Genomic DNA, 24028 nt, shown 5'->3' with positions numbered 1-24028 from the left:
GTGCTTAAATGACGCGTTAAATAACGCTGGGTGCTCCTACAACAGGGACTTCCGGAGACCTTTGTGAAGTATATGGCTTTCACATAATGATTACAATTACCCTACAATTTGTTTGGTAACATTTAGGCTGTTTAGTGACCTGGGTCACGAATTTTACAATTACCTTAAATCTATATAACCGCATTGACAAAAAAGCAACAATTCAATTACAAATGGCGCGGCGGATATGCTATAACCGATGCAAGTAATGGCCGAGACGCTTTCGCCGCGACAAAGATTATGCAACAGTGTGAAGCGAGTCTTAAACTTCGCGGTTAAGACTTCCGTTAAACTAGCTAAAATTAATATCAGTAAATCTTCAACAACCGGGAACCGCCGTTCTTTCATCCTGAACGGGAATAACTTGCATCATCCTCACGCTCTGTGCCCTGCATTGCATTAAGTCGGAGCGACGGACTGACAATAAAAGCGCAAGGCCCCGCGGGCATGCCGGTATTCCACGGTGGGAGATTTATCATAAAAGCGCTAAGGAGATTGTAATGGCAGACAATAAAGCGACGCTGAACCTACCCGGTGAAGCGCCAATCGAACTGGACGTATTGACCGGAACCCTGGGTGCCAAAGAAATCGATATCCGCACCCTGGGCGGCAAAGGTTATTTTACCTTTGATCCCGGCTTTACCTCCACCGCATCCTGTGAATCTAAAATTACCTATATTGACGGTGACGAAGGCGTTTTATTGCATCGTGGCTATCCTATTGATCAACTGGCACTACACTCCAATTTTCTTGAAGTCTGCTACATCCTGCTGAACGGCGAAGCGCCGACCCGGGAGCAGTATGACGAATTCCGCGATATCGTCACCCGCCACACCATGGTGCATGAGCAGATTACACGTCTGTTCAACGGCTTCCGCCGCGACTCGCATCCGATGGCGGTATTATGCGGCGTGACCGGCGCGCTGGCGGCTTTTTATCATGATTCGCTGGACGTTAATGTCGAGCGCCACCGCGAAATAGCGGCGTTCCGTTTATTGTCCAAGATGCCCACGGTTGCCGCGATGTGTTACAAATATTCCATCGGCCAGCCGTTTGTGTATCCGCGCAATGATCTTTCCTATGCCGGTAATTTCCTGCATATGATGTTCTCCACGCCGTGCGAGGAGTATGTGGTTAATCCCGTCCTGGAACGCGCGATGGACCGTATTTTGATCCTGCACGCTGATCACGAGCAAAACGCCTCCACCTCCACCGTGCGTACCGCCGGTTCGTCGGGCGCCAATCCGTTCGCCTGTATCGCCGCGGGTATCGCGTCGTTATGGGGCCCGGCTCATGGCGGCGCCAACGAGGCGACGCTGCGGATGCTGGAAGAGATTTCAAGCGTCGAGCATATTCCGGCGTTTATTGAACGCGCCAAGGATAAAAACGACTCTTTCCGTCTGATGGGCTTCGGTCACCGGGTTTACAAGAACTACGATCCGCGCGCCACCGTGATGCGCGAGACCTGTCATGAAGTGCTTAAGGAACTGAAGCTGTCTGACGATTTGCTGGCGGTGGCTATGGAGCTGGAGCATATTGCCCTGCATGATCCGTACTTTATCGAGAAGAAGCTGTATCCGAACGTGGATTTCTATTCGGGTATTATCCTGAAGGCCATGGGCATTCCGTCGACCATGTTTACCGTGATTTTCGCCATGGCGCGTACCGTGGGTTGGATTGCCCATTGGAAGGAAATGCATGACGACGGCGTTAAGATTGCGCGTCCGCGTCAGCTGTATACCGGGTATGATAAACGCGAATTTACATCGCAGATCAAATAAGTCTGGCGAGCCATGGGCGCTGGATCGGGCGGGAACACTACGCCCGGTTCGGTCCCACTGGCACGGTCTCCCCTGAACACGTCTGCTTTAAGCCCGGTGTTGGCGGGCCTACCGCGCCATGGGGCGCTCGGGCGGGCGGGAAAACCACGCCCGATTCGGCCCCATTGGCACGCTCTCCCTTTAACACGTCTGCATTGAGTCCGGTGTTGGCGGGCCTACCGCGCCATGGGGCGCTCGGTCGGGCGGGAAAACCACGCCCGATTCGGCCCCATTGACGCGGTCTCCCTTGAACACGTCTGCATTGAGTCCAGCGTTAGCGGGCCTACCGCGCCATGGGGCGCTCGGTCGGGCGGGAACACCGCGCCCGATTCGACCCCATTGGCACGGTCTCCCTTGAACACGTCTGCTTTGAGCCCGGTGTTGGCGGGCCTACCGCGCCATGGGGCGATCGGTCGGGCGGGAAAACCACGCCCGATTCGACCCCATTGGCACGGTCTCCCTTGAACACGTCTGCTTTGAGCCCGGTGTTGGCGGGCCTACCGCGCCATGGGGCGCTCGGTCGGGCGGGAAAACCACGCCCGATTCGACCCCATTGGCACGCTCTCCCTTGAACACGTCTGCTTTGAGCTCGGTGTTGGCGGGCATAACGCGCCATGGGGCGTTCGGTTTGGCGGGAACACCACGCCCGATTCGACCCCATTGGCACGGTCTCCCTTGAACACGTCTGCATTGAGTCCAGCGTTAGCGGACCTGGCATGTCAGACGCCGCTTACGCGGCGTTTTTTTATGGTTTAGCTGAGCGCGCCGCCGCTAATCTTTACATCATGGTCGGTTTGCAGCGCGGTGCGGATGGCAATGTCCAATCCCATCGTTATGATATCCGCCGCCATGCTGGGCGCATCGGCCAGCGCCGCCGCCTGCTGCGGCAGGTAGGGCGTATGGATAAATCCTCCCCTGGCGCCATAGTCCAGTTGGGCCAGGCGATGCAGCAGGCCGTACATCACATGGTTGCAAACATAGGTGCCGGCGCTTTGCGATACCTCGGCCGGGACGCCCGCATCACGCATGGCCTGGACCATGGCTTTGATGGGTACGGTGGCGAAATAGGCCGCCGGTCCGCCGTTAATGATCGGCTCGTCGATGGGCTTCTGTCCGAGGTTATCGGCAATGCGCGCATCGTCGATATTAATCGCCACACGCTCCACCGACAGGCGTGCCCTGCCGCCCGCCTGCCCCACCGCCAGGATAAGCGCGGGCCGGTGGCGATCAATCAGGTCGTTAAGCATGTGCACCGAGCGGCCATAGACACAGGGCAGTTGACAGGCGATAACGGTGGCGTCGCCAAGGCGACGTTGATGGAATTGTTTTACCACTTCCCACGAGGGATTGATCTGTTCGCCCCCAAAAGGCTCAAAACCGGTCAGCAGGACGGTTTTCATACTCCACTCCCTCGTATTGTCGACGACTATCAGCACCGCTATTTTTCAACAGAGTATTTTTTTATCGCTGTTTATCTTGTCATTTTTTCAGGGCCGGCGCTTAGCCCGTTACATCATAAAATAGAGCAGGAAAATATTGACCGCCAGTAGGGTTAAGCCGGTGGGTATTTGCGCTCTGATCACCGCATAGCGGTCGGGTAATTCCAGCAGCGCCGCCGGCACCAGGTTGAAATTGGCCGCCATAGGCGTCATCAGCGACCCGCAGTAGCCGGAAAACATGCCGACCGCCGCCATCACCGCCGGGTTGCCGCCGTGCTCAAGCACCAGGATCGGGATACCGATGCCGGCGGCCACGATGGGAAACGCCGCGAAGGCATTGCCCATGATCATGGTCAGCGCCGCCATGCCCACCGCAAATACCGCCACCGCGATAAAACGGTTATTTACCGCCAGATAGGTTTCGGTGAGGTGCGCAATCGCGCTGCCGACGCCGGCGCTGGTGAACAGCAGCCCGAGGGTGGCGAGGATCTGCGGCAGGATAAAGGCCCAGCCGATGGAATCAAGCAGACGCCTGGCCTCCTGTACCGACTGGAGCGGCCGGTCGTGGGTATACCTCAGGGCAAGAAGCAGGCCGATGATACAGCCGCAGGTCATGGAAAACAGCGTCACCAGGGTGGCGTTATTGCCGGTGCCGAACAGCCCGTGCTGTAGCGCGGGAAGGTTATTGAACAACAGTACGCCAGCCACCGTCACCACCGGGATGGCCAGCGCCGGAATAAACAGGCGATTGCCCAGGCGGCGGGCGCTTTCTTCACGCTCTTGCGCGCTGCGCCGATGATAGCCGCCCAGCCGTACCCCGCCGAAACCGGCAATCAGCGCCATCAGGATCACCAGCACGCCGACGCCGATATGCAGCGCGCGCTGCGCATCGGCTCCCGGCCCAAGAAACCGCGCCGTCAGCGCATAGCTCCAGTCGCCAACCAGGAACACCAGCCCGTAAAGCCCCCAGAAAACGCCCGTCAGCCAGCGCCGGGGGTTGGCTTTGTCGCGCAGCGACATCACCGCGACAATCAGCAGCACTACGCCCGCCAGCCAATAGAGATAGTTTTGTTGAAACGTCATTTTTCGCTCCCCGCCGACTGTAATGCGGCCTGGTTGAGCGCCGTGAGCTGTGCCGCCAGGCGCTGGTCCATGCGCCTGAGGCGAAACGCGTGGATCAGGAAGGCGAAGATGGCGGTGGGAATGCCATACAGGGCGATATGCAAGGGTTCGGTCTGGATGCCGGCCGATTCCAGCATAAAATTGTGCATGAAAATAATGGCGCCGAAGGCGACAAAAATATCCTCGCCAAAAAATAACCCGACGTTATCGGTGGCGGCCGCCATGGCGCGCAGGCGGTAGCGTACGTCCTGCGGCAAATCGCCATAGCGGTTTTCGCAGGCGCCTTCGGCCATCGGCGCCAGCAGCGGGCGCACCATTTGCGGATGACCGCCCAGGCTGGTCAGGCCCATGGCCGCCGTCAGTTCGCGCGCCAGTAAATACACGATCAGCAGCCGCCCGGCGGTGGCGCGCTTGATTTTGGCGATCCAGTGCTGCGCATGCTCCTTTAAGCCATGGCGCTCCAGCAAACCGATTACCGCCAGGGGGATCAATAAAATAAACGCCAGGTTACGGGTGGCTAAAAATCCCGAACCGAGTTTTTCCAGGATGGCGGTGATGGGCATATGCGCCGCAAGGCCGGTGATGACGCCGGCGATAATGACCACCAGCACAGCGTTCACGCGCAGCAAAAATCCTATGATAATCGCCAGGATGCCCAATAAAGGCCAAAGGTTTACCGCCTGTTGCATGATGAGATCCTCGAAGACGAATAAAAAGAATGAGTGGCACAACGGGCCCATGGGCGTCAGATTACCAATAAATCAGCGGCGCGGGAGATAGGGAATACCTATAGAAGACAAGAGGGTAATAACGCGACGCCGCTGATCCGGCGGCCATGCCTGGTCAGCGGGGCAAGCGCGCGGTCATGACGCGGCGATGGGGATGCCCTGGTCGAGAAAACAGGCGTGTATGCGCCGGGCAAACGCCAGCGCGTGGGGGCCGTCGCCATGCAGGCAGACGGTATCCGCCCGCAGCCTGATCCACTCGCCCGCAGGCGTGCGGACCCGGTTCTGGCGTACCATCTCCAGCGTACGCGCCAGGGCCTGGTCCGCGTCGGTAATCAGCGCGTCCGGCTCGCCGCGGGGCACCAGGCTGCCATCCCGGCGGTAATGGCGATCGGCGAAGACCTCGTGCCTGACGGTAAGCCCCAGGCGCTCGCCGGCCTTGATCAGTTCGCTCCCCGCCAGGCCCACCAGGCGCAGGGACGGGTCGACGTCTTTGACCGCGCGGGCGATGGCCTGCGCCAGGGCCGGATCGCGCGCGGCCTGGTTATAGAGCATGCCATGCGGTTTGACATGGACCATACGCCCTCCCTGCGCACGGGTGATAGCCGCAAGCGCGCCCAGTTGATACACCACCTGGGCATAAACGGTTTCCGCCGGCAGCGCCATCGCGCTGCGGCCGAAGTTTTCGCGATCCGCAAAGCTTGGGTGGGCGCCGATGGCGACGCCATAGCGCAGCGCCCAGGTTACCGACTGGCGCATGGTGTCCGCATCGCCGGCATGAAATCCACAGGCAATATTGGCCGAGCTTATCAGCTGCAGCAACGCTTCATCGTGCGCGCCGCCTTCACCCAAATCGGCGTTGAGATCCATTAGTTCACCTTTGCGCGTGTTCCGGCCGGCGGCGTAGACGGTACCTCCTGCTGCCGGGTAAGTTCAAGCTGCCAGGCGATCTGCTCCAGGTAACGCTGCTGATCGAGCCAGGCCCCCTGGGCCTCTTCCAGCGTACACTGGATAAAATGGATCGGCTCGCCCAGGCGGATCTGCGCCAGATGGAACAGATCGGCGGCAATAACGCAGGCAATACGGGGGTAGCCGCCGGTCGTCTGGGCGTCAGCCATCAGCACGATAGGCTGGCCGCCGTGCGGTACCTGCACCACTCCCGGCAGCAAACCATGCGAAAACAGCTCGCGATCGGTATTGCGGATAAGCGTCGGGCCCTGCAGGCGATACCCCATGCGATTGCTTTGGGGGCTGAGCTGCCAGCTGGAACGCCAGAAGGCATCCTGGGAATCAGCGCTGAATTCACGGTATTCAGGGCCGGGCAACGCGCGCACCCGGTTGCCGAACAGCAGTTGCCTGATACCCATTTGCCGGGTCGGCTGATATCGCGGCTGGCCGGCGCGCAGTACATCGCCGTCGCCAATCATCCGGCCCTGGTGGCCGCCAAATCCCGCTTTCAAATCGGTGCTGCGTGAGTTAAGCACCACCGGCACGTCGAAGCCGCCGGACACCGCCAGATAGCTGCGCATGCCGTGTTTCGGCGTTCCCAGCTTCAATGTCTGGCCAGGTTGGACCTGGAAGCGCCAGCCGGTCCAGACCGGTTGGCCATCCAATTGCGCATGGCAATCCGCGCCGGTCAGGGCCACCCAGCCCGCGGCGGTAATATCGGCGCTGAATTGGCCAAGGGTAATTTCCAGCACGGCGGCTTGCGCGTCATTGCCCACCAGCAGATTGGCCATTTGCATGGCCGGCAGATCAAGCACCCCGCCCTGGCTGATGCCAAGGTTACGGTAGCCGGTGCGCCCCCCGTCCTGGACGGCGGTCATCATGCCGGCGTGTATAACCTTCAACATACGCCCTCCTTTTGCGGCACGAAGCGCACATTATCACCGGGCAGCAGCAGCGTCGGCGATGTGTTCAGCGGGTCAAACAGCTTAAGCGGCGTGCGGCCGATAATTTGCCAGCCGCCGGGTGTGGCCAGCGGATAAACCCCGGTCTGTTTACCACCGATGCCGACCGACCCCGCCGGTACGGACAAGCGCGGCTCGGCGCGGCGAGGGACGGCCAGGATCTCCGGCAATTCGCCCAGATAGGGAAATCCCGGCTGGAAACCCAGAAAATAGACGATATACGCCGCACCCGCATGGCGCTCCACCACCTGCCGCGGCGACAGGCCGGTTTGCTCAGCCACCCAGGCTAAATCCGGGCCGCTTTCGCCACCGTAAACCACCGGAATCTCCACCTCGCGCGCTTCGGGGGTGATGGCATCGCTCTCTTCCCACCACATTTGCAAACGCTCGATGGCATCCAGCGCCGACTGCTGGGGATGGGTCAGCAGCACGGTGAGATTATTCATGCCGGGAATGGCCTCGCGCACCTCGTCGTGGTGCGCCAGACGTGCGGCCAGCCCCCAGATCCGCCGCTGGCTCGCCAGGGTAACCGGGGGTTCCAGCTCAAGCACCACGGCGCGCTCACCTAATAAATAACATCTAGCCCGTTGCAACCAGACCTCCTGAAGACCTGTTTCGGCGCCGGCTACGGTTTCGCTATGTACTTTTTAAGAAAATTATAAGCCGGTTAACCAAAGGTTTATTTGCAGGTACTGTAAAGCGTTTCCGGGCAAAATGTAATAGCCGCCGGTCAAGCCGGATTGGGAATATCGATAAACGTCACGTCAAAACCATGCGTTCGCGCCAGCCAGTCGCCCAGGGCCTTGATGCCGCCCCGTTCGGTGGCGTGATGGCCGGCGGCAAAAAAATGCAGTCCCATTTCCCGGGCGGTATGGATGGTTTGCTCCGACACTTCGCCGGTTATAAACGCATCCATCCCCGCGCGCGCCGCCTGTTCGATAAACCCCTGCCCGCCGCCGGTACACCAGGCCAGGCGCGCGATCAGCGCCGGCGCGTTATCGCCGCAGTGCAATACCTCGCGCTCAAGGCGCATTTCCAACCGGCGAAGGAGCTCCTGCGCGCTGACGGCGGGATTCAACTCACCCCACGGCAGCAGCGGCTCCAGCTGTCCCTTGACGCTGATATCCAGCAAGGCGGCCAGTTGGGCGTTGTTGCCCAGCTCAGGATGGGCGTCCAGGGGCAGATGCCAGGCAAACAGATTGATATCGTGCGCCAGCAGGGTTTTCAGGCGCCGGCGTTTCATGCCGGTAACGACCGGTGGCTCGTTCTTCCAGAAATAACCGTGATGCACCAGGATCGCATCGGCATGATGTTCCACCGCCGCGTCCAGCAGCGCCTGGCAGGCGGTAACGCCGGTGACGATACGTTGCACCTCGGCGCGCCCCTCTACCTGCAGGCCGTTGGGCGCATAGTCCTGGAAGGAAACGCTGTTGAGATGCCGATGGATAAGTTGTTCCAATTCATTGTTACGCATACTGAGAATACCTTCTGTCGCAAGAACCCCGACGTTTACCCCGTCCCGGAACTCAGCCCCAGGTTTTTGGCGGCTTGATACGCCGCCAGGGTGGTTTGGCGTGCGCTGCCATGATCAACTATCGGCCGGGGATAATCCAGTCCGGCGTGGCCGGCCCCGGGCCAACGGTGAGGTTCATGCACATAGCTGTCCGGCACCGCCGCCAGCTCCGGCAGCCAGCGGCGGATAAACACGCCCTTTTCATCGAAGCGGCGTCCCTGGGTGGTGGGATTGAATATACGAAAATACGGCGCGGCGTCGGTGCCGGTGGAGGCGGCCCATTGCCAGCCGCCGTTATTGGCGGCAAGGTCACCGTCAATCAGCCGGGAGATAAAATACCGCTCGCCTTCGCGCCAGTCGATAAGCAGATCTTTTACCAGGAAGCTGGCGGTAATCATGCGCAGCCGGTTATGCATCCATCCGGTTTGGTTCATCTGGCGCATGGCGGCATCGACGATGGGGTAGCCGGTATTGCCCTGCTGCCAGGCGGCAAGCAGGACGTCATCCCGGCGCCACGCCACATGGCGGGTCCAGCCGATAAACGGCTGGTGCTTGCATAGGGCGGGATATGCCACGATCAGGTGACGATAAAAATCACGCCAGATCAGCTCATTGAGCCAGGTAAACGCGCCGCTGTCGGCATGTTCCAGCACCTGGGGATAAGCACTGCGCAGGCGATTATAGCACTGGCGCGGGGAGAGTACGCCCAGCGCCAGATAGGCGGACAGCCTGCTGGTGGCGTCCTGGGAGGGAATATCGCGCATCTTGCGGTAGTCCTGCATTTGCTGATGGCAAAAGGTACGCAGCCGCGACAGCGCGACGTCCTCGCCCGCGGGATACGCCTCCCCCGGCGCCTGCCGGGGATAATCAAACGGGGCCAGGCCGTCCGCCGTATCAGGCGCCGCGTTTATCCGGCGCGACGGCGCGGGCAGGCATTGCGGATCGACATCGGCCAGCTTGCGCAGAAAGGCGTTGCGAAACGGGGTAAACACTTTATACATGCCGCTGTCGCCGGTGCGCACGCTGCCGGGCGGCAGCAGCGTGCCGTCATCAAACCCCTGGCATATCACCTGGCCGTCCAGGGCCTGCTCCAGCGCGCGATCGCGCCGCTGCTCGTTAAATTCGTACTGATAGTTGTAGAACAGCGCGCCGGCCTGTTGCCGCCGGCAGAAATCCGTGAGCCATGCCACCGAGGCATTAAAATCGGGACATTGATGGTAATGCAAAGCAATGCCGCGCGCCGTCAAGCCATGGCGCAGCGCCGCCAGATTATCCAGCAGGAAAGCCGCCTGGCGCGGCGCCATGCCGTGCAGGCGCCATTGCTCCGGCGTGGCGATATAGACCGCCAGCACCCTGGCGTCAGGATCGCGGCAGGCGGCATAGAGCGCCGGGTTATCGTGGAGGCGTAAATCCGCGCGCAGCCAGACGAGATGTGTTTTCATGGGTTCTTCCTTGATAACGGTAAAGGGCGGTCAATGCCCGTAACGTAGCCGCAGGGCTTCCGGATAGGGTTCAAAATAGCGTTGCTGCGCCAGCCAGGCGTCAGGATATTCGGCCATATAATGCTTAAGCAGCGTAATCGGCGCCAGCAGGGGCTGCATGCCCTGCCGGTAGCTGTCGATGAGCGACGTCAGCTCCTGGCGCTGTTTTTGCGTCAGGTAACGATGGAAGTAGCCCTGCGCATGCATCAGGACATTGGTATGGTTCGGCCGTGTGGCGTTGTTCGACAGCAGCGCCATCAGTCGGTTACGGTATTCCAGGGCAAAACTTTCAAGCGTAGCAAAGCGATCCATGGCTGCGACAAACGGCCCTATCTGCCGGTACTGCGGCTGGGAATGAGCCAGCAGCAGCAATTTATAACGGCTGTGGAACGCCATGAGCCCGCCGCGCGTCAAGGGCTGTTGCAGCAGTTGATTAAACTCGTACAGCGTATAAACCCTGGCGACGAAATTCTCGCGCAGTTGCGCGTCGTGCAGCCGGCCATCTTCCTCCACCGGCAGCCAAGGCAATTGCCGCATCAGTTCCCCGGTATACAGGCCGACGCCGTTTTTGCGCGCGCCGGCGCGATCGTAGACCCTGACCCGTTCCATCCCGCAACTGGGCGATTTGGCGCAAACGATGTATCCGCAGAGATCGCCCAGCTTTTGCACCTGCTGCGCGGAAAACGACTGCATCGGCTGCGTCAGATCGTCGTCGTTTTGGTTTTTGCCGGTGCGCATGGCGATGCGGCCCTGCTCGTCCCTGACCAAACGCAGCGCCGGCCGGGGGGTGGGCAAACCGATGGCCATTTCGGGGCAGATGGGCGCAAAACGCACGTAGGGAGCCAGTTCGTCCATGGCAAACGCGAAGCGGCGGTGTCCGCCGTCAAAACGGACTTTTTCTCCCATCAGGCAGGCGCTGATGCCGACGGGGATTTTATTGCCCATGCATGACTCCCACATATAATCGATCGTTAAGCAAAGCGTAGACGATTATCCCCGGACCCGCGGCGGGTTTGCGACAAAAGTCCCGCAGGTTAAAGCGCGGGCCGCCGATGCCGGCGTAGCACGAAGAGTGCGCTTTTTTAGCCCATAAAGCGTCTTGTTTAGCGTAATTTTACGCGCCGCGCCGCACGCTTTGCGCGGTTGCGGCAATGTTCCCCGGCCGACGCGGGATCGTATAGAGATAAAGATTCACCGCGCGGGGATATACGCGGATAATACCCAGGCGAGCAGGCGCTTTTTTTATGTTACCCTGCCGCTGGACGCGCCCGCCCGCTATGACGCCACAGGAGGAAACGTGAGCACCCTGACCGCCAATATCCTGATAATCGAAGATGAGGACGCCATCCGCCGTTTTGTCCGCCAGGCGCTGGAACGCGAAGGCTACCGGGTATTTGAGGCGGCCACCATGGAGCGCGGCTTGCTTGAGGCGGCCAGCCGCAAACCGGATCTCATCATGCTCGATTTGGGGCTGCCGGACGGCAACGGCGTGGATTTTATCCGCGATTTACGTTTGTGGAGTTCAATCAGCGTCGTGGTGCTGTCGGCCAGAAGCGACGAACAGGATAAAATCGATGCTCTGGACGCCGGCGCGGAGGATTACCTGACCAAGCCCTTCGGCATCGGGGAACTGCTGGCGCGCGTACGCGTCGCGCTCCGGCGTCCGCTGCGCGGCGATGAAAAGCCCGCGACGGTGAATTTTGCGGCGGTCAGCGTGGATCTGGCTAATCGCCAGGTGACGCGTGACGGGGAGCTGCTGCATTTAACGCCCATCGAATTCCGCCTGCTGGCCGTCCTGATTGCCCATCAGGGCAAGGTCCTCACCCAACGTTATCTGCTGGGCGAGGTCTGGGGGCCCAACGCGGTGGAACACAGCCATTACCTGCGCATTTACATGGGCCATCTGCGGCAAAAGCTGGAGCGGGATCCGGCCCAGCCCAACCACCTGCTGACCGAGACCGGCATCGGTTACCGTTTTATGCCCTAGGCGGCTGTATCAGCCTGGCGTTAACCCGCCGCGCCCGGTCCCTTCTTCAACAACTGCATAAAATCGCGAAACGGTTCACGCAGCGGCGCAAACAAGGGATGTTTGCGATATTCCATCATCACCTCCGAGAACAGCTTGAGGCCGATGGCGAAAGACGCGGTTTTCTCAGGTCCGAAGGCCAGATCCTCCCGCTCCTGTAAGCGCGTTGCGATGCCCAGGATTTCATCGTGGTTTTCAACCTCGAACGACAGCGCGGGCATTTCCAGCGGCTGGCCGTGTTTATCGGCGATGGGCGCCACGGTAATTCTGTATTTATATCCCGCCATGATTTTCCTCCGCCGGCGCCGCCAGCACCTGCGCTATAGTGTTAACCGCCTCCAGCAAGGCGGTGTTTATCCGCTCGACCTGCGCCGGCGTCAGGTCGGCGCGCAGCATATTGCCGCGTAACAATCCCTTTAATTGCCGCATGCTGTCGGTTATGCCCGGGATCAGGCTGCCTTCCCCGCGTTTGCCTGCCTGGGCGAGCCGCTCGAACAGGGCGGTAATCGCCGCCTGATGCCCGGCCAGCTCTTCCTCGCCCGCCGGGGTAATCTGGTAGTTCTTACGGCTCTGGCCTTCGGCGGTGACCGACATCAGGAAGTCCTGATCCACCAGCAGGCTCAGGGTCGGGTAAATTACGCCTGGACTGGGAATGTACAACCCGGAAGAAGCCAGCTCGATTTCCTTGATCAGCTCATAGCCGTAGCTGGGTTTGCGGGCCACCAGCGCCAGCAGGATCATGCGCAGATCGCCATGGCCGAACAGACGCTGCGTCCTGTGTTCGCCGTCATGGTGCCCGTGGCGCTCATGGTGTCCCCTGCCGCCATGCATACCGCCACGGTCGTGCAAGGCATAATGATGATGATAAAGCATGGTTCTCTCCCGGTTATTTAGATATATCTAAATTAACGCATAACAAAAAAAAAGCAATAAAAGATATATCTAAATGAGGATTTTTTTATCTGCGCGCCAGTATCACCGGCTGCCTGGCGGCGCTGAAACGCAAAAAAAGGCGCTGATAAATCAGCGCCTTGGATAATGAAAGCTCCCCCGTAACGGCGGGTATGGCGGCGGCGCGAGATGCGCCGACCGCCGGGCGGGCCTTATTGTGCCCCGGCCAGTACTTCGCCGACGATTTCCACCGCCTCGCGTTCGATTTGTTCCCGGTGCTTAGGTCCCAGGAAGCTTTCGCAATAAATTTTGTAGGCCTCCTCGGTGCCGGACGGCCGCGCGGCGAACCAGCCGTTTTTGGTCATCACCTTCAGGCCGCCGATGGACGCGCCGTTGCCGGGCGCCTCGGTCAAGCGCGCGGTGATGGGGTCGCCGGCCAGGGTGCTGGCAGAGACCATTTCAGGCGACAGCTTGGCCAAAACGGCCTTCTGCGCGTGGGTGGCCGACGCCTGGATGCGGTTATAGCTGGGCGCGCCGAAACGTTGCGCCAGTTCATCATAGTGCTGCTGGGGATTTTTACCGGTGACCGCGGTAATTTCCGCCGCCAGCAGGCACATGATGATACCGTCTTTATCCGTGGACCAGGGCTTGCCGTCAAAACGCAGGAACGAGGCGCCGGCGCTCTCTTCGCCGCCAAAACCCAGGGTGCCGTCGAACAGGCCGTCGACAAACCATTTAAACCCGACGGGCACTTCCACCAGACGGCGGCCCAGATCGGCCACCACCCGGTCAATCATTTCACTGGAGACCAGGGTTTTGCCCACCGCCACGTCGACGCCCCACTGCGGACGGTGCTGGAACAGGTAGTTGATCGCCACCGCCAGGAAATGATTGGGGTTCATGAGACCCGCCGGGGTAACGATGCCGTGCCGATCGTAATCCGGATCGTTGGCCAGGGCCAGGTCGAACTTATCACGCAGCGACAGCAGGCCGGTCATGGCCCATTGGGACGAACAGTCCATGCGGATAATGCCGTCGTGGTCGAGATACATAAAGCGGAAGGTCTGGTCGATTTGCTCGTTCACCAGCGTCAAATCGAGTTGGTAATGCTCGGCGATGCGCTGCCAATAGGCAATGCCGGACCCGCCCAGCGGATCGACGCCCAGTTTCAGTCCCGCTTTTTTGATGGCCGCCATGTCCACGACCTCGGCCAGCCCCGCCACATAGGACTGCACCAGATCCTGCGCATGGATATGGCCGCTGTTCCAGGCCGCGTCCAGCGACTGGCGCTTAACGCCCCGCAAATCGTCCGCCAGCAGGGCATTGGCGCGCTCTTCGATCACTTTGGTCAGATTCGTGTCCGCCGGTCCGCCGTTAGGCGGATTGTATTTGATGCCGCCATCTTCCGGCGGATTATGGGACGGGGTGATGACAATGCCGTCGGCCTGGGCGCCGCCGGCGCGATTGTGCGTCAGGATGGCGTTGGACACCGCCGGCGTCGGGGTAAAGCCGTTGTCCTGCTGGACGATGATTTCCACGCCGTTGGCGCTGAGTACTTCCAATACCGAAATAAACGCCGGTTCGGACAGCGCATGGGTGTCCTTGCCCACATAACACGGGCCGGTAACGCCCTGCCTGGCGCGCTCTTCGGCAATGGCCTGGCTGATGGCCAGGATATGGGCTTCATTGAAACTGTGGCGCCCCGCGCTGCCGCGATGGCCTGAAGTACCGAATTTTACCGCATGCGCGGTGTTGCCCGGCTCCGGACGCAACACATAATACTGCGAGGTTAACTGCGCGACATTGATTAAATCGCTTTGCCGGGCGGGCTGCCCGGCGCGGGGGCTATTAGCCATCGGTGCTTCTCCCTTGCCTGCTGTTGATCAAATGGTACCGCAAACTTTATCGGTCAGTTCCACGGGGAACTGCATTGCCAGCATAATGTGTTCCACCATGCTCCGTTTACGATCGGTGTTGGTGTTGGTGATAACCCAGTAGGGCGTTTGCGCTACCTGCTTGGGTTTAGTATGGCTGCCATTTTGCAATAATGTCTGCTCATCAGCGGCAAAATAAGTACGGGTGCGGCCGTGCAGGATATCCGCCGCCTCGGTAAATTCGGCGGGCGACAGGCTATACAGGGTGGACAGCACCAGCATAAAACGATCAACCGCCTTGCGCTGCTCGGCGTAGCTGTCGGAAAGGAGGAGCTCACGCATGGCGCGCACGCGATCGCGGGTCGCAGACACGGCCTGCGTCTTGAGGGGCGTTTCCGGCGGCGGCGCGCTGCGCGCTGCGGCGCTGGCCTGAGCATTAAATTTCAGCATCCGGCGTAAAATATCCGAGGCGCTTTCGCCGATATGCTGCGTATGGCTGGCGATATAGCGGTAAAGGTCTTCGTCGACTTCAATTGTTTTCATCTTTATCCGGGGCTTTCTTCTCATAAATCAATCAAAAGGATTATACAAGCTAAACCTGCCCCGCGAATAGCGCTAGTATCCGGCTTCGGTAAAAAGTCGGAATTTCCCCCGAGGGCCTTCCTGGCGCCGCCGCTTTTTTTACGGCCGCGGGACGGATAACTCATGATAGGCTATCAGGCTCTGTTATCGCCATGAGGATCAGGATGAAATTACACTATCGTCTGCAACCTGCCCGGCAGCCGGGTGAAGCACTGCCGGTGATATTGCTGCACGGGCTGTTCGGTAGCCTTGATAACCTGGGCGTGCTGGCCAGGCCGCTTGGGGAACACCACGCCACCCTGCAGATTGATCTGCGCAATCACGGCTTGTCCCCCCATGACCACGATGCCGGTTACGCCGCCATGAGCCGGGACGTGATCGAATTGCTTGATGCGTTGCATATCGACGCCGGTCACCTCATCGGCCATTCCATGGGCGGCAAGGTCGCCATGACCCTCGCCGCCCAGGCGCCCGGCCGCGTTGCGCGGCTGGCGGTTATCGATATGGCGCCGGTGGCCTACCCCACCCGCCACCATGACAACGTCTTCGCCGCGCTCAGGCGCGTCGAGGCGGCGGGCGTCACACAGCGCACGGAGGCGGCGGCGCTCATGCGCCATGACGCCCTTGATGAGGAAACCATCCAGTTTTTGCTGAAATCCTTTCACCAGGGCCGGTGGCGGTTTAACGTCGAGGCGCTGTGGGATAACTATCCGGCGCTTATCGGCTGGCGGGAGTCGGCGCCCTGGCTAGGGCCGGTGCTGTTTATCCGCGGTGAAAAATCGCCCTATCTGGATGACGGTTACCGCCAGGCGATCCAACGCCAGTTCCCCCGGGCGCGGGCGCATGTGGTCGCCGGCGCCGGTCATTGGGTTCATGCGGAGAAACCCGCGGCGGTCATGCGCGCCCTGGCCCGTTTCCTGGAAGAATAGGCCGGGCCGCCGCCGGGATTAGCGCCGGCGAGTTTAATATTGTCGTTTGCTACCGGGCTGGGGTAACATGGCCCGCTGTGTTTTATGGCAGCCCCGGCGTACATAAAACATAACGTTACGGGCGATGCGCGTCCGACGGCGTAGCCAGCCACGCCGCCGGCCGGGGTTTGCCCGCCTGCTTCTTGATGCACAATCCCTTCATGACCTATGGCAAAAGAACAAACGGACCGCACCACCCTGGATTTATTTATCGATGAGCGGCGCCCGGGAAGACCGAAGACGAACCCCCTGTCCCGCGATGAGCAGTTGCGCATCAACAAGCGTAACCAGCTGCGCCGGGATAAAAAGCGCGGCCTGCGCCGGGTGGAGCTGAAAATCAACGCCGAGGCGGTGGATGCGTTAAATGAGCTGGCCTACCGGCAAAACCTGTCGCGCAGCGAGCTGATCGAATTGATTTTACTGGCCGAGCTTGAACGGCAACAAGGCGCGGATCCGCATCCGGAATAAACTTGCCGGCCCGGTAAAGCGCCATCCCGTCCAGGGCCCAAGGCCGCGGACGGGGCAAATTTGCGACAAAACCCGGCCGGCGAGTTTCTCCCCGCATAAGGGTCTGCTATGATTGCCGCAGAGCATCGCTGATTCTGTTACGGAACATATCCATAATATTTAAGAGGTTTTCAAACTCATGGCAACTGTAGGCATTTTTTTTGGCAGTGACACCGGCAATACCGAAAATATTGCCAAAATGATTCAGAAGCAACTGGGTGCGGATGTTGCCGAAGTTCATGACATTGCCAAAAGCAGTAAAGAAGACCTGGCGCGGTTCGACACCCTGCTGCTCGGCATCCCGACCTGGTATTACGGCGAAGCGCAATGTGACTGGGATGATTTTTTCCCCACCCTGGAAGAAATAGATTTCTCCGGCAAAAAAGTGGCGCTGTTCGGCTGTGGCGATCAAGAGGATTACGCCGAATATTTCTGTGACGCCATGGGCACCATTCGCGACATTATCGAGCCCAACGGCGCGACCATCGTCGGTCACTGGCCCACCGCCGGCTATCATTTCGAAGCGTCGAAAGGACTGGCGGACGACAATCACTTCATCGGCCTGGCCATTGACGAAGACCGCCAGCCCGAGCTGACCAATGAACGCGTGGACGGCTGGGTGAAGCAAATCAGCGCTGAATTGCAACTCAGCTAAAGTAAAGCCGTGCGGGAGGGTGCCGCCGCCGCGGCGCCCGGCAAGAGAATCGGTTGCCGTCATGGCGTCGGGACGGCGCCGCCAACCTCACTGATAACTAAATCCTTTCAAATTAATAGATACAAGTTTTTAACTTTTATCCACAACGCGGTACAATAGCGCAGCGGTTCCACCCTTTTTAGCAAAATGTTGCAGAATTCGCCCCCCGAAACGGGCTATAGTTGTTAACAAGGCGCGGTTTTCATTTTGGACAGGCAGTCTTATAATGAGACGGCGTCACATTTTTCGGGCCGACCGATGTTATAGGCTAAGCTAGCCTACAATCAGATTATCAAAGTAACAGGACTAAACCCGCATGACTGACAATAATATTGCATTGAAGAAGGCCGGCCTGAAAGTCACCCTTCCCAGACTGAAGATTCTGGAAGTGTTGCAAGATCCGGAATGCCATCACGTCAGTGCGGAAGATCTGTACAAAAAACTGATCGATATGGGTGAGGAAATCGGCCTGGCCACGGTATATCGCGTGCTAAACCAATTTGACGACGCCGGTATCGTAACCCGCCACAATTTTGAAGGCGGCAAATCCGTTTTTGAACTGACGCAACAGTATCATCATGACCACCTGATCTGTCTGGACTGCGGCAAGGTTATCGAATTTCGCGACGAGTTCATCGAAGCGCGCCAGCGTGATATTGCCAAAAGGCACAATATCAAGCTGACCAACCATAGCTTATATCTGTATGGGCATTGTGAAATCGGCAACTGCCGCGAAGACGAAACGCTGCACGATCACGCCGATATGCTCAACGGCGTAAAAGAATAACCGCGGCGCGGTCCGTTTCTCCAAAGCGGCTGTTATCGCGCCGCTTTCTCACCCTGCAACGATTTTTTCAATGAGGCTAAACGCCGCCCGTCCCCTTCCCTGGTAACGTTTCCTTCCCGAAGCGCGTCGACAAGCGTCGTATCCGCCAATCACCGCCGTGCTCACCGCCGGCAAACTCCAGAAAACTTCACAGAAAATAAAAATAAATAAAGAATAAATAGAGGCCCTGGGACGCTATTTTGGGCTCATTTGCGTAATCCATTGAAACGACAGCGTTTTTATTGCGATTTTTTCACCGGGTAAATTATTCTGTGAATCTTATGATAAAGCTATTTTTCGCTGCCAGCAGTAAGCGACAACAAAAGATACATTTTAATTATATGATTTTATTGAATTAATATAGCCAAAAATACCTTCCTGAAATTAACCCGGATCGGTGACTCGATTTTTACACAAAAAGTTAATTTATAAATTAATAAAAAACGTGAAGTTCGCAGCAGATTTTAAACTTTCGCCATGGTGATATAGTGACAGGCAATGTTAATCACCAGAGATAATCCAGATGAATGATGCGGAACTGCAAAACGATATGCCGCGCGGCATAGGCATTGCTCCTTATATTCGTATTAAACAAGAAGGCATGACTGAAAACGAAAGCCGGATAGTGGAGTGGTTTTTATCACCCGGCAACCTCACCGACGTCTCGGGGATCAAAGAGGTGGCCCTGAGTCTGGGCCTGTCGGAAGCCATGATTGTCAAGGTGTCGAAAATTCTCGGTTTCAGCGGCTTTCGCCAGCTGCGCAGCGCCATCGTCGAGTACTTCGAACATGCCGACCATGATATCACCGCCGAACTCTCGCCCACCGACAGCCCGGAGGATGTGGTCAACAAGGTGTTTAACCTGACCGTGCGCACCATTGTCGAAGGCCAGGCGATAGTCGACGCCAACGTCATCCAGCAGGCGGCCCAATGCTTTTTTGCCGGCCATCAGCGCGAGCTGTACGGCGTCGGCGGCTCTAATTCCATTTGCGCGGACGTGCAGCATAAATTCCTGAAAATCGGCTTGCGTTGCAATGCCTACCTGGACGCGCATTTGATGATGATGTCGGCCTCCCTGTTGCAACCGGGCGATGTGGCGTTAGTGGTATCCCATTCGGGCCGCACCAGCGATCTGAAACGGGTGGTGTCGATTGCCAAGGATAATGGGGCCAAGATCATTTGTATTACCCATAGCAGCAATTCCCCCATAGCCCAGCTGGCTGATTTTAATATTTGTTCACCGGCGCCGGAAACGCCGTTATTAGGCAGAAACGCTTCGGCCCGTATTTTGCAGCTTACGCTGCTGGATGCGTTTTATGTCTCGGTAGCGCGGCAGGATATCGAGCTGGCGAATAAAAACCTGGAAAAAACGAGTTCCATTACCAAGTACCTGAAGCGTGATTATAAATAATTCTCTTTTGGAGATAGAATAATGAATAAATTTCTTAAATTGGCCGGTGGCGCCGCCTGTGGACTGATGTTGTCCACCGTGGTCCACGCGGCAGCCGATTACGCCGTTGTTCTTAAAACATTATCCAACCCTTTCTGGGTAGAGATGAAACAAGGCATTGAGAAAAAGGCCCAGGATCTCGGCGTGACGGTGGATATATTCGCGTCACCGTCGGAAGGCGACTTCCAATCGCAATTACAATTATTCGAGGATTTAACCAATAAGAATTATAAAGGCATCGCCTTTGCGCCTTTATCGGCGGTGAATCTGGTGATTCCCGTCGCCAAGGCTTATCAGAAAGGGATTCACCTGGTAAACCTCGACGAAAAAATCGATTTAGCCAGCCTGGCCAAGGCCAAGGGCAACGTCGAAGCCTTTATCACCACCGATAATGTCGCGGTCGGCGCGAAAGGCGCCAAATTTATTATCGATAGCTTGGGCGCCCAGGGCGGCGAAGTGGCCATTATCGAAGGCAAGGCCGGCAACGCCTCGGGCGAGGCGCGGCGCAACGGCGCGACCGCGGAGTTCAAGGCCAACAGCCATATCAAGCTGGTGGCCAGCCAGCCGGCGGATTGGGATCGCATCAAGGCGCTGGACGTGGCGACCAATGTGCTGCAACGTCATCCCCAGCTGAAGGCCTTCTACTGCGCCAACGATACCATGGCGATGGGCGTGGCGCAGGCGGTGGCCAACGCGGGACAGACCGGCAAGATCCTGGTGGTCGGCACCGACGGTATTCCCGAGGCGCGCAAGATGGTCGCCCAGGGCATGATGACCGCCACCGTGGCCCAGAATCCGGCGGAAATCGGCGCCAACGGCCTGGCCATCCTGGTGAATACGGTGAAAGCGGGCAAGCTGATTGCGCTTGATGCCCAGCCGAAAATTGAAACCGTCGATTCTATATTAGTCACCAAATAGTCCAGGTGCCGCAAGACCGCCTATTCCCGCCGTCTTGTCATTAATCCGGAGAGTAATATGAGCACTCCATATATTAAAATGGAGGGGATCGCCAAATTCTTTGGTCCCGTCCAGGCGTTGCAATCAGTTGACCTGGAAATATACCCTAATGAGATACATGCTTTATTAGGTGAAAACGGCGCCGGCAAATCAACCTTGATGAAAATACTTTCCGGTATTTATGAACCGACGGCGGGGAAAATAATAATTAATGATGTCGAGTACGCGAAGCTCGATCATAAAGTCGCTGCCAGATTGGGCATTGGTATAATTTACCAGGAATTAAGCGTTATCGATGAATTAACCGTGTTGGAGAATTTATTTATCGGCCGTCTGCCGGTAAAAAAAGTGTTCGGCGTAAACGTGGTGGACTGGCACGACATGCGTACCAAAGCGGCTATTATGCTGCTGCGCGTGGGGCTGAAAATACGGCTTGACGAAAAGGTGGGCAACCTGTCCATCAGCCAAAAGCAAATGCTGGAAATCGCCAAGACCCTGATGCTGGACGCCAGGGTGATCATCATGGACGAGCCGACCTCTTCCCTGACCTATAACGAAGTGGATTATCTGTTCCTGATCATGAACCAGCTGCGCCAGGACGGCACGGCGATTGTCTATATATCGCATAAGCTTAACGAAATACGCCGCATCTGCAACCGCTATACGGTGCTAAAGGACGGCAGCAGCGTCGCGTCCGGGCAGATGGGACAGGTGACCAACGATGATATTGTCCGGCTGATGGTCGGGCGCGAGCTGCAAAACCGCTTTCGCTCCCTTAAGGAGAAGGTTGGCGGCGACACGGGGGACGCCGATATCATCTTTGCGGTGGAGAATATCACCAGCCGGGATAAACGCCGGGTCAAGCACGTCTCCTTCCAGGTAAAAAAGGGCGAAATCATGGGTTTTGCCGGACTGGTGGGGTCGGGACGCACCGAATTCATGAACTGCATCTTCGGCGTTGAACCGAAAAGCAGCGGCAAGGTGATGCTGCATAATGTCGATATCACGCCCACTTCGCCGCTGGACGCCCTGAAGAAGGGCATGGGATATATCACCGAAAGCCGGCGTGAAAACGGCTTTTTTGATAATTTTTCCATTGCGCAGAATATCGCCATCAGCAAAAGCCTTAAGGATGGCGGCTATAAAGGTGCTCTGGGATTATTTAATCCGGATAAGGAAAGGCAGTTGGCGGAAACGCAGCGGCGGCTGCTATCGCTAAAATGCAGCTCGGTGGACCAAAATATCACTGAGTTATCCGGCGGCAACCAACAAAAGGTATTGATATCAAAATGGCTCTGCTGCGAGCCGGAGGTTATTATTTTTGACGAACCTACCCGCGGCATTGATGTCGGGGCCAAGGCGGAAATTTATAAGGTGATGCGCACATTGGCCGCCACGGGAAAAACCATATTGATGGTGTCATCCGAACTGCCGGAAATCATCACCGTATGCGACCGTATCGCAATATTTTGCGAAGGAACATTAGCCCATATTCTTGACAACAATGAGAGTATCGGGGAAGAAGATATTATGACATGGGCTCTGCCACAAAGCTGAGGGAAATAAAAATGGAGAAGGCCACCTTTAACTTCCAGAAATTCTGGGATCAGTACGGCACGTTTTTTATCCTGGCGATTATTGTTGCCATATTCGGCTCTATATCCAGTGAATATTTTCTGAAAACCAACAATATTACCCAGATCCTGGTACAAAGTTCGGTAACGGTCTTGATTGGCATGGGCGAGTTTTTCGCCATCCTGGTGGCGGGCATCGACCTGTCGGTGGGGGCTATCCTGGCCTTGTCGGGCATGGTGACCGCCAAGCTGATGCTGGCGGGTCTTGACCCGGTCTCCGCCGCGCTGATTGGCGGGGTGGTGGTCGGCGGGCTATTGGGCGCCATCAACGGTTGCCTGGTTAACTGGACCGGCCTGCATCCCTTTATTATTACCCTCGGCACCAACGCTATTTTTCGCGGCATCACCCTGGTCATTTCCGATGCCAACTCGGTGTACGGCTTCTCATTCGGCTTTGTTAACTTCTTTGCCGGCAGCGTACTGGGTATTCCGGTACCGGTGATTTTTGCTTTGATCATTGCGGTTATCCTGTGGTTTATTACCGCGCGCACCCGGCTTGGCAGAAATATTTACGCCCTGGGCGGCAACAAAAATTCGGCATTTTTTTCCGGTATCGACGTTAAATTCCATATGCTGGTAGTGTTTATTATTTCCGGCATCTGCGCCGGGCTCGCCGGCGTGGTATCCACCGCGCGCTTGGGCGCGGCCGAGCCTTTGGCCGGCATTGGCTTTGAGACCTATGCCATCGCCAGCGCCATTATCGGCGGCACCAGTTTTTTTGGCGGCAAGGGACGAATATTCTCGGTGGTAATTGGTGGTTTAATTATTGGCACGATTAACAATGGCCTTAATATTCTTCAGGTGCAAACGTATTACCAATTAGTTGTCATGGGGGGATTGATTATCGCCGCCGTGGCTTTAGATCGACTTATCAGTAAATAGGTAACCGATATGAAGATATCCCCTTCTTTAATGTGCATGGATTTATTAAAGTTTAAAGAGCAAATTGAATTTATCGATCGTCATGCGGATTATATCCATATCGATATCATGGACGGGCATTTTGTGCCCAATCTGACGCTGTCGCCGTTTTTTGTCGAGCAGGTCAAGCGCCTCGCCAGTAAGCCCCTGGATTGCCATTTAATGGTCACCCATCCGGAAGATTATATCGACAGCCTGGCGAAGGCGGGCGCCGGCATGATTACCCTTCATCCGGAAACCTTGTCCGGCCAGGCCTTTCGGCTTATTGAGAAGATCAGGTCCCTGGGATTGGGCGTGGGATTGATACTCAATCCTGAATCGTCGGTGGAGATGATGAAATATTATATCCATCTGGCGGACAAAATTACCGTCATGACCGTCGATCCCGGTTTTGCCGGCCAGCCGTTTATCACCGAAATGCTGGAAAAAATAGGCCAGCTCAAGGCATACCGCGAGAGCCACGGTTTGCGGTATGAAATTGAAATTGACGGTTCATGCAACCAGCGCACCTACCGTTCGCTGATCGCGGCGGGCGCGGATGTCTTTATCGTCGGTTCTTCCGGCCTGTTTAATAATGCGCCGGATATCCACCAGGCGTGGAAAATGATGACCGACCAAATCCAGGACGCGCGGAAAGAGGCCAGCTAAG

General features: G+C 57.4%; 24 protein-coding genes. 11 read left to right on the top strand and 13 right to left on the bottom strand.

What is annotated here, in order from left to right; all coding sequences use genetic code 11:
- Window positions 1-539: 539 nt before the first annotated feature.
- Window positions 540-1820, top strand: coding sequence for a citrate synthase (locus ACL2XQ_RS05910; RefSeq protein ID WP_410016050.1), 1281 nt, complete (start codon window positions 540-542; stop codon window positions 1818-1820).
- A gap of 791 nt (window positions 1821-2611) precedes the next feature.
- Here ACL2XQ_RS05910 and pcp read toward each other — a convergent pair.
- The 9 genes from pcp to ACL2XQ_RS05865 form a co-directional block, all read right to left on the bottom strand.
- The gene (gene pcp, locus ACL2XQ_RS05905; RefSeq protein WP_413740139.1) at window positions 2612-3259 is read right to left on the bottom strand and encodes a pyroglutamyl-peptidase I; all 648 of its coding nucleotides are present in this window, start codon (window positions 3257-3259) and stop codon (window positions 2612-2614) included.
- Window positions 3260-3367: 108 nt separating this feature from the next.
- A complete protein-coding gene (locus tag ACL2XQ_RS05900; RefSeq protein WP_413730751.1) occupies window positions 3368-4381 on the bottom strand; it encodes a DUF979 domain-containing protein in 1014 nt (337 codons plus the stop codon).
- Window positions 4378-5109 (bottom strand): DUF969 domain-containing protein, encoded by a 732-nt coding sequence (locus ACL2XQ_RS05895; protein WP_413731171.1) that lies wholly within the window; start codon window positions 5107-5109, stop codon window positions 4378-4380. The genes ACL2XQ_RS05900 and ACL2XQ_RS05895 overlap by 4 nt, the downstream gene beginning before the upstream one ends.
- 174 nt (window positions 5110-5283) lie before the next feature.
- The gene (gene pxpA / locus ACL2XQ_RS05890; protein WP_413722308.1) at window positions 5284-6015 is read right to left on the bottom strand and encodes a 5-oxoprolinase subunit PxpA; all 732 of its coding nucleotides are present in this window, start codon (window positions 6013-6015) and stop codon (window positions 5284-5286) included.
- Window positions 6015-6998 carry a 5-oxoprolinase subunit PxpC gene (gene pxpC, locus ACL2XQ_RS05885; protein WP_413722307.1) on the bottom strand — a complete coding sequence of 328 codons (984 nt, stop codon included), beginning with the start codon at window positions 6996-6998 and terminating at the stop codon, window positions 6015-6017. Before pxpC ends, pxpA begins: the two co-directional genes overlap by 1 nt.
- Complete coding sequence (gene pxpB, locus ACL2XQ_RS05880) at window positions 6992-7648, bottom strand: 5-oxoprolinase subunit PxpB (protein WP_410016056.1); 657 nt, start codon at window positions 7646-7648, stop codon at window positions 6992-6994. The genes pxpC and pxpB overlap by 7 nt, the downstream gene beginning before the upstream one ends.
- 137 nt (window positions 7649-7785) lie before the next feature.
- The gene (locus ACL2XQ_RS05875; RefSeq protein ID WP_413740138.1) at window positions 7786-8529 is read right to left on the bottom strand and encodes a type 2 GTP cyclohydrolase I; all 744 of its coding nucleotides are present in this window, start codon (window positions 8527-8529) and stop codon (window positions 7786-7788) included.
- A gap of 35 nt (window positions 8530-8564) precedes the next feature.
- Window positions 8565-10010 carry a deoxyribodipyrimidine photo-lyase gene (gene phrB / locus ACL2XQ_RS05870; protein WP_413740137.1) on the bottom strand — a complete coding sequence of 482 codons (1446 nt, stop codon included), beginning with the start codon at window positions 10008-10010 and terminating at the stop codon, window positions 8565-8567.
- Window positions 10011-10040: 30 nt separating this feature from the next.
- On the bottom strand, window positions 10041-10994 hold the full coding sequence (locus tag ACL2XQ_RS05865; RefSeq protein ID WP_413740136.1) for a YbgA family protein: 954 nt from the start codon (window positions 10992-10994) through the stop codon (window positions 10041-10043).
- Window positions 10995-11355: 361 nt separating this feature from the next.
- Between ACL2XQ_RS05865 and kdpE the strand changes: the two genes are divergently transcribed.
- On the top strand, window positions 11356-12036 hold the full coding sequence (gene kdpE / locus ACL2XQ_RS05860; protein WP_410016599.1) for a two-component system response regulator KdpE: 681 nt from the start codon (window positions 11356-11358) through the stop codon (window positions 12034-12036).
- Window positions 12037-12056: 20 nt separating this feature from the next.
- Here the strand turns inward: kdpE and ACL2XQ_RS05855 are convergent, their stop codons facing one another.
- The 4 genes from ACL2XQ_RS05855 to seqA all read right to left on the bottom strand — a co-directional run bounded on the left by ACL2XQ_RS05855 (window position 12057) and on the right by seqA (window position 15383).
- Window positions 12057-12362 carry a DUF3861 domain-containing protein gene (locus tag ACL2XQ_RS05855; RefSeq protein ID WP_413740135.1) on the bottom strand — a complete coding sequence of 102 codons (306 nt, stop codon included), beginning with the start codon at window positions 12360-12362 and terminating at the stop codon, window positions 12057-12059.
- On the bottom strand, window positions 12349-12948 hold the full coding sequence (locus ACL2XQ_RS05850) for a PadR family transcriptional regulator (RefSeq protein WP_410016061.1): 600 nt from the start codon (window positions 12946-12948) through the stop codon (window positions 12349-12351). Before ACL2XQ_RS05850 ends, ACL2XQ_RS05855 begins: the two co-directional genes overlap by 14 nt.
- Before the next feature lie 230 nt (window positions 12949-13178).
- Window positions 13179-14822, bottom strand: a complete 1644-nt coding sequence (pgm, locus tag ACL2XQ_RS05845; RefSeq protein WP_413740133.1) for a phosphoglucomutase (alpha-D-glucose-1,6-bisphosphate-dependent) — start codon at window positions 14820-14822, stop codon at window positions 13179-13181.
- A 27-nt stretch (window positions 14823-14849) separates the two neighbouring features.
- Window positions 14850-15383 carry a replication initiation negative regulator SeqA gene (seqA, locus tag ACL2XQ_RS05840; protein WP_410016063.1) on the bottom strand — a complete coding sequence of 178 codons (534 nt, stop codon included), beginning with the start codon at window positions 15381-15383 and terminating at the stop codon, window positions 14850-14852.
- 203 nt (window positions 15384-15586) lie between these two features.
- On the opposite strand from seqA, the gene ACL2XQ_RS05835 reads away from it, so the two are divergent.
- The 9 genes from ACL2XQ_RS05835 to alsE all read left to right on the top strand — a co-directional run bounded on the left by ACL2XQ_RS05835 (window position 15587) and on the right by alsE (window position 24027).
- Window positions 15587-16351 (top strand): alpha/beta fold hydrolase, encoded by a 765-nt coding sequence (locus ACL2XQ_RS05835; RefSeq protein WP_410016064.1) that lies wholly within the window; start codon window positions 15587-15589, stop codon window positions 16349-16351.
- Between the two features lie 207 nt (window positions 16352-16558).
- A complete protein-coding gene (ybfE, locus tag ACL2XQ_RS05830) occupies window positions 16559-16858 on the top strand; it encodes a LexA regulated protein (protein ID WP_410016065.1) in 300 nt (99 codons plus the stop codon).
- Window positions 16859-17036: 178 nt separating this feature from the next.
- On the top strand, window positions 17037-17552 hold the full coding sequence (fldA, locus tag ACL2XQ_RS05825) for a flavodoxin FldA (protein ID WP_410016066.1): 516 nt from the start codon (window positions 17037-17039) through the stop codon (window positions 17550-17552).
- A 355-nt stretch (window positions 17553-17907) separates the two neighbouring features.
- Entirely contained in the window at window positions 17908-18378 is a 471-nt protein-coding gene (gene fur / locus ACL2XQ_RS05820) for a ferric iron uptake transcriptional regulator (protein ID WP_410016067.1), read from the top strand.
- A gap of 562 nt (window positions 18379-18940) precedes the next feature.
- A complete protein-coding gene (alsR, locus tag ACL2XQ_RS05815) occupies window positions 18941-19828 on the top strand; it encodes a transcriptional repressor AlsR (protein ID WP_413740132.1) in 888 nt (295 codons plus the stop codon).
- 21 nt (window positions 19829-19849) lie between these two features.
- Window positions 19850-20785 (top strand): D-allose transporter substrate-binding protein, encoded by a 936-nt coding sequence (gene alsB, locus ACL2XQ_RS05810; RefSeq protein ID WP_410016069.1) that lies wholly within the window; start codon window positions 19850-19852, stop codon window positions 20783-20785.
- A gap of 57 nt (window positions 20786-20842) precedes the next feature.
- Window positions 20843-22381, top strand: coding sequence for a D-allose ABC transporter ATP-binding protein AlsA (gene alsA, locus ACL2XQ_RS05805; RefSeq protein ID WP_413740131.1), 1539 nt, complete (start codon window positions 20843-20845; stop codon window positions 22379-22381).
- On the top strand, window positions 22360-23340 hold the full coding sequence (gene alsC, locus ACL2XQ_RS05800; RefSeq protein ID WP_413740130.1) for a D-allose ABC transporter permease: 981 nt from the start codon (window positions 22360-22362) through the stop codon (window positions 23338-23340). Before alsA ends, alsC begins: the two co-directional genes overlap by 22 nt.
- 9 nt (window positions 23341-23349) lie before the next feature.
- Complete coding sequence (gene alsE / locus ACL2XQ_RS05795; protein ID WP_410016072.1) at window positions 23350-24027, top strand: D-allulose 6-phosphate 3-epimerase; 678 nt, start codon at window positions 23350-23352, stop codon at window positions 24025-24027.
- The last annotated feature ends 1 nt before the right edge of the window (window position 24028 follow it).

It is taken from the genome of Sodalis sp. RH14, from assembly GCF_047324285.1.
In the GTDB taxonomy this organism is placed as follows: domain Bacteria; phylum Pseudomonadota; class Gammaproteobacteria; order Enterobacterales; family Enterobacteriaceae; genus Acerihabitans.
Note: the sequence above shows the minus strand (reverse complement) of the source record. Positions and strands in the feature narration are given on the sequence as shown.